The sequence below is a fragment of the uncultured Meiothermus sp. genome, from assembly GCF_937863175.1.
Classification (GTDB): domain Bacteria; phylum Deinococcota; class Deinococci; order Deinococcales; family Thermaceae; genus Meiothermus.
Window position 1 is genome coordinate 1 of record NZ_CALMCQ010000261.1, and the last position, 5633, is coordinate 5633.

At 56.5% G+C, this 5633-nt stretch carries 6 protein-coding genes; 4 read left to right on the forward strand and 2 right to left on the reverse strand.

Annotated features, from left to right (window positions below):
- Window positions 1–1081: (Fe-S)-binding protein (locus Q0288_RS09830; protein WP_299429903.1), on the reverse strand; the 1081-nt coding region annotated here is incomplete at its 3' end.
- A 589-nt stretch (window positions 1082–1670) separates the two neighbouring features.
- Between Q0288_RS09830 and Q0288_RS09835 the strand changes: the two genes are divergently transcribed.
- The 4 genes from Q0288_RS09835 (at window position 1671) to Q0288_RS09850 (ending at window position 4919) form a co-directional block, all read left to right on the forward strand.
- On the forward strand, window positions 1671–2303 hold the full coding sequence (locus Q0288_RS09835; RefSeq protein WP_299429905.1) for a helix-turn-helix domain-containing protein: 633 nt from the start codon (window positions 1671–1673) through the stop codon (window positions 2301–2303).
- Window positions 2296–3531, forward strand: coding sequence for an MFS transporter (locus Q0288_RS09840; RefSeq protein ID WP_299429907.1), 1236 nt, complete (start codon window positions 2296–2298; stop codon window positions 3529–3531). The genes Q0288_RS09835 and Q0288_RS09840 overlap by 8 nt, the downstream gene beginning before the upstream one ends.
- The gene (locus Q0288_RS09845) at window positions 3528–4589 is read left to right on the forward strand and encodes a GNAT family N-acetyltransferase (RefSeq protein WP_299429909.1); all 1062 of its coding nucleotides are present in this window, start codon (window positions 3528–3530) and stop codon (window positions 4587–4589) included. The genes Q0288_RS09840 and Q0288_RS09845 overlap by 4 nt, the downstream gene beginning before the upstream one ends.
- An 87-nt stretch (window positions 4590–4676) precedes the next feature.
- A complete protein-coding gene (locus Q0288_RS09850; RefSeq protein ID WP_299429911.1) occupies window positions 4677–4919 on the forward strand; it encodes a hypothetical protein in 243 nt (80 codons plus the stop codon).
- 24 nt (window positions 4920–4943) lie between these two features.
- Here the strand turns inward: Q0288_RS09850 and Q0288_RS09855 are convergent, their stop codons facing one another.
- Window positions 4944–5414 (reverse strand): CAP domain-containing protein, encoded by a 471-nt coding sequence (locus Q0288_RS09855; RefSeq protein WP_299429913.1) that lies wholly within the window; start codon window positions 5412–5414, stop codon window positions 4944–4946.
- Between the last annotated feature and the right edge of the window lie 219 nt (window positions 5415–5633).

Consider the following 5633-nt stretch of genomic DNA (forward strand, 5'->3'; position numbering starts at 1 on the left):
CGATGCAGGCGTTGCAGGTGGTGCAAGCCCAGATGGACTCTTCGTTCATGGCAAAGTCCATTAGGGGGCGGGGGCTCTCCTTGCCTGCGGCAAAATCGGGCAGAATCTGGTTCAGCTCGTAGCGCTCGCTAATCAGGATGGCCGCCGGCGAGAGGGCCTTGCCGGTGGTATAGGCCGGGCAGACCTCCTGGCAGCGGTTGCACATGATACAGCTATAGGCATCCAGCAAACGGGGCCAGCTATAGTCTTCCAGCTTCGCCACCCCAAACTTCTCCATCTTCTCGAGTGCCTCAAAGTCCCTGGCAATGGGCAGCAAGGCCCCTGGTTTGTCCTTTTTGAAGGCCAGGTTGAGGGGAGCCAGGAACAGGTGGATATGCTTGGAGCGGGCAAAGTAGGGAATAAACAGCAGGATCGAGCCGATGGCGAACCACCAGAAGAGGTGCTCAAAGATCACCACGCGATCTACATCGAGTTGCAGGAAGAGGTTAGAGACAAGGGTAGCAATGGGTTGAAAGGGATCGGGGCCATGGTCAAGGTTGGCGGCCTGGGCAGCCTTGTGTAACAGCCGACTGCCCACGTGGAAGAAGATGAAGCTGCCCACAATTGCCGAGTCTCGAGGGATGCCGCTCCGGATTTTCTCGTGTAGAGGGGTCTTTGAGTTCCAGCTAAAGGTTTTGCGTCCGCCTCCCGAAAAGCGGCGAATCATCAGCCCCACAATCCCAATTAAAATCAAAGCAGTGAGCAGATCCGCCACGATGTTGAAGCCATTCCACAAGCCACCCCTGGCCTTGAAGGGAAATAGCCCTTCCAGCACATCCACCAGATTTACCAGCAGGTAGAAAACAAATCCGTAGAACACCAGGGCGTGCAGAAAGCTGGCCCAGGGCCGTTTTTTGAAGACCGTCTGCATAGTCAGGGTCTGCCACAGGGCGCGGCCCAGTCGGGGGGGCAGGTGGTCGAAGCGGTCTTCCGGCTGGCCCCGACGTATGGCTTTGTAGACGCGATAAAGCGCCCCGCCCCCAAAATAGAGCGAGGCCAGCACCAGCAGAAAGAACGCGATTTTTTCAGGTGTGGTCAGCATTGTTGGAACTCCATTCGAGATCTAATTGAACTTGGTATAAGTTTATCGCCTCTACCCTCTGGCATCAAGTTTACCGGTGAGGCGGTAAGTATCTCCATGTTAGGAATTTGCTCTACCAGTAGAAGCCCGACAACAGAGCCGCGTCGAGGCAACCTCCCGAAGTGTACCGTGTAAAACCATCCCCGAAATTTCTATCGTAGGCACACATAGAAACCTCCGACGCAGGGTAGGTTTCTACGTTGGATAAACCCTTTTGAGCGGTTCTCGCGAACAAACGGCCATGCTCGTCCTTGGAAAAGACAGTCTAGAGCGCTCTTCACACTGTGAGTGAGCCAGCGGAATGGGGACGATCCCCTTCGGGTCAGCCTGCTGGCTGTGCACCCAAATGACAGTTGCGTCTGCTACAAGACGCATCATTTGTGAAGTGCGCGTTGAGCCACTTAAATAACTTCGCCCTCCGGCGGAGTTATTATGAAAACCACGATCAGCAAAGGTTGAATCAACTTACCTGTATGAATTTGGATCTTGACAATCTCCATTCAAACTTCTATTATCGTTTGAAAGTTTTTCAATGTTTGGAGATATTCGAATGTCCAATGCTTCTAAAGCAGTTGAATCCCCGCGTCCAGAGCCCGCGAACCAATTGGTAATTCGAGATCTGGAGACCCTCAAGGTGCTCACCGATCCCCTGCGGTTACAAATTCTCGAGCTGATGAGCAAACCCATCACCGTCAAGGTGGTGGCCAGATCGTTGGCAATGCCTCCTACCAAGCTCTATTACCATGTCGGCCAGATGGAAGCACACGGCCTGATCCGGGTAGTGGGAACCCGAGTGGTTTCGGGTATCATCGAAAAGCAATATCAGGTCACGGCCAAAAATTACAGCATAGACCGCTCACTGCTGGAGATTCACAAAAAAGACCACAGCAGCCTTACTGAAATCCTGCACAACGTCATGGATGGGGTAAGCGCAGATATTCAGAAGGGATTGGAAAGCGGCCTGATTCAGGTGGGCGACGAACACCCTGTGCACCAGCGGCTGGTATTGGGGCGCACCCTGGTTCTGATGACCCCCCAGCAAGCCCAGCAATTCATCGAAACAATCCACATGCTGCTCAAGCAATTCAGCACAGGCCCCTCCGAAAAAGCACAGCCCTACAGTTTTCTCATCGCCTTTCACCCCCATTCCCAGGCCCAGGTTGAGGAAGGCGATAATGACTAGGCCCAACTCGGTTAATCCCCTGCAATACCAGGGCTTTCGCAACCTCTGGCTGGCCCAGAGCATCTCCGACTTTGGCGACGGCCTGACCGGCTTGGCCCTGCTCATTATGGTCAACCAGCTCACCGGCTCGACTGCAGCCCTCGCCACCATGGCGATCATGCTGGCCATCCCACAGGTCACCTTGGGACTGGTGGCGGGGGTCTATGTAGATCGTTTTGACCGCAAAAAAATCATGCTGATCTCCGACTTGATGCGGGCCTTGCTGGTGTTGGGGTTTGTGTTTGTGGATAGCGTGGAACACCTTTGGATTCTGTATGGACTGGCCTTTTTGCAGTCGGCTGTAGGCACTTTCTTTGGGCCAGCGCGCGGGGCGGTAATTGCCCAGATTCTACCCAAAGAAGCCCTGCTGGCCGCCAATTCCATCACCCAGACCAGCCGAATTATCGCCGGACTTTTGGGGGCCTCGACAGCAGGGGTTTTGATTGGGTCGTTCAAGGTCTACTGGCCGGCCTTTGCCATAGATGCCGCCACCTTTATCTTTTCCTTCTTGCTGGTGGTGCTGGTACAGGTACCCAGGCTGGAACATAGTGAAAACGCGCAATCCCATAGCGTGTTTGGGTCGCTATGGGAAGGAGTGCGAGTTATTGGGCGTTCGCGCATTTTGCTCGGAACTCTGACCGGCGCAGGGGTGATGATGCTGGGGCTGGGTGCGGTGAATATCTTGTTTATTCCACTGCTAACCAACGACTTGAAAGTACCCACCACTCTGTTTGGCTTGGTACAAGCAGCCCAGACTGCCGGGATGATTCTGGCAGGTGGGCTGGTGGCGATGCTGGCAACACGGCTTAGACCCACCTATATGGTCAGTGTGGGCTTGATGGGGATGGGCCTGATGGTCGGGTTAATTGCCGTGGTCGGACAGCTCTGGCATGTACTGGTGTTGTTGTTCTTCATCGGGCTCCTGGGGGCTCCAGTGCAGGCTGGGATTGGCACGCTGGTGCAGACCTCGGTAGACGACCACTCCAGGGGCCGTGTTGGAGCCGCGCTGGGTGCAGTGATTGGCAGTGCCAATCTGGTTTCGATGGCCTTTGCCGGAGTGCTGGCGGGGCTGATCGGGGTGCGGGAAGTATTTGTGGTGGCGGGCGTGATTGCCGTCATCGCAGGGATCGCGGCGTTCTGGGTGTTTAGCGGCAGGACAGCACACGCTGTGGTGGGAGGTAATGCATGAAAGCAGCCTCGAGGCTCGAGATTCGGCCAGTGGACATCAAAAACGCCAGCCGGGAAGGATACGCGGCTTTCAACGCCTTCGCCAACCTGCTGCGGGCCGAGCGTCTGCCCGACGACCCGCCGCGCTCGCTGGAAGAAACCATTCAGCAGGCCCAGAATATCCCTCCGTTTGTGGACTTGCACGTCTGGGTGGTAGACCGCCCGGACAACAGCGGCTTTGCAGCCAGCAGCGACGTGCAGATCGTCCGTCTCGAGCAGAATCAACACATCGCTCCTTTCAGCATTGACGTGCTGCCGGAGTTTCGGGAACAGGGTCTTGAAGTTAAACTTCTGGGGAAGATCACCGAGGTGGCCGAGCGCGAGGGGCGTAGCTTGCTGATTAGCAGCACCAACAGCCGCGTCCCCTCCGGCGAAGCCCTGATGCGCGAGTTGGGTGCGGAGAAGGCTCTGGAAAGCCACACCAACCAGCTTGATTTGCTCGAGCTGGATCGCAAATTGATTGAACAGTGGATCGGTAAAGCCGCCGAAAGAGCGGGTGGATTCGAGCTTCTATTTTGGGAGGGGGCCTACCCGGAAAAACACCTGGCTGCAATTGCCGAACTGATGGAGGTGATGAACACTGCCCCCAGAGGGAGTCTCCAGGTCGAGGATTTCAAGATGACCCCCGAGCTTCTGCGCCAGATCGAGCAGGCGACCTTCGCCACCGGAAACCGCCGCTGGACGATGGTGGCGCAGGAAAAGAGCAGCGGGCGCTTTGCGGGCTACACCGAACTATCCTGGAACCCCCGGCGCGGGCAAATCCTCAACCAGCTAGGCACCGGCGTGCTGCCGGAATATCGCAACTTTGGGATCGGGCGCTGGCTCAAGGCGGCCATGCTGGATAGGGTCTTGCGCGAACTCCCCGAAGCACGCTTTGTGCGCACCGGCAATGCCGACTCCAACGCACCGATGCTCAAGATCAACCATGCCCTGGGCTTCAAACCCTATACTGCCGAGGCCCAGTGGCAGATCGAGACCACACGGGTGCGGGAGTATCTCGACAACTACCGTGGTTCGTAGGTTGCTTTGCTGGTAAACCCATCCCAGGGTCTTTATCCCAACACCACCTCAACCCCAACCCTGGCTGGGTGGTTACAATAAAGGTTGATGGATACCTTTGTACTCGCCTGGGTGATGCTGCTGCTTTTTGCCTTGTTCAACAACTACGTGGTGTACCGCCTGCTCAAGCAGCGGGGCCGCACCGACCTGATGTGGGTGAGCGTGGTGGCCACGGTGGTTCCTATTGCACTCTTCGCCTTCTGGCCCAACGCCTTCACGCTGATGGCCTTTCCGCTAATTCAGAGCATTGGCCTGTTGGTGGTCATGCGGATGGTACAGCAGCAGTCCTGAGTGCGCCCACTTGTTACCAGGCCACTAGCGGGGCTGGGCCAGCACCACCGCCCAGGCATTGCCTGCCCTCGAGAGCCCCGAACCAGCCTCGGTGTAGTGAGGGTTCATGATGGCCCGGCAATGCACCGGTGAACGTAACCACCAGCGTACTGCCCGCGCCGGGTCGCTGTTTCGACCCTTGAAGATGATCTCCGACATGCGCAAGTAGCCATACCCCGCTCGAGCAACCCGCACCCGCGGCCCCACCCCACGAAAATAGTGCGACATAAAGCCATAGCGCCCCATGTTGAGGGCGTGACCCTTGGCGGTCTGGGCCAGGGTGGCATCGTAGCGCAAAGGCGGCAACCGATACCCGCCCCCACCCCCACGACAGGCCACGCCTCTGGCCCGTGCTTCGTTAATCAGCGAAAGAATTTGCGATTCCAACTGCACCGTGGTCTGGGACAGCGCAAATGGGAAACAAGCTGCAAGCAGCAAGAACAATAGTGGTTTCATGAGAATCGTGCCCCAAATTACCACAGCCTCCAGATAAAATTCCCGGACAACCTTAAGATAACGCCCAGCCGCTTGCAGGAATCAAACCCTCTACCGTAGGACAGACATGTGACCCCGGTATTCGATCTGGAAGTGAAATTTAAATAAGGTGCTAGAATAACGCAAAAATCAGCACTGCAAAGATGACTCCCAGGGTAGCTCCTACTCCCACCTCGAGAT

What these genes read in the sequence shown, in the direction of transcription:
- Q0288_RS09835 (WP_299429905.1), top strand. Translation starts at nt 1,671, where the DNA reads ATGTCCAATGCTTCTAAAGCAGTTGAATCCCCGCGTCCAGAGCCCGCG.
- Q0288_RS09840 (WP_299429907.1), top strand. Translation starts at nt 2,296, where the DNA reads ATGACTAGGCCCAACTCGGTTAATCCCCTGCAATACCAGGGCTTTCGC.
- Q0288_RS09845 (WP_299429909.1), top strand. Translation starts at nt 3,528, where the DNA reads ATGAAAGCAGCCTCGAGGCTCGAGATTCGGCCAGTGGACATCAAAAAC.
- Q0288_RS09850 (WP_299429911.1), top strand. Translation starts at nt 4,677, where the DNA reads ATGGATACCTTTGTACTCGCCTGGGTGATGCTGCTGCTTTTTGCCTTG.
- Q0288_RS09855 (WP_299429913.1), bottom strand. Translation starts at nt 5,414, where the DNA reads ATGAAACCACTATTGTTCTTGCTGCTTGCAGCTTGTTTCCCATTTGCG.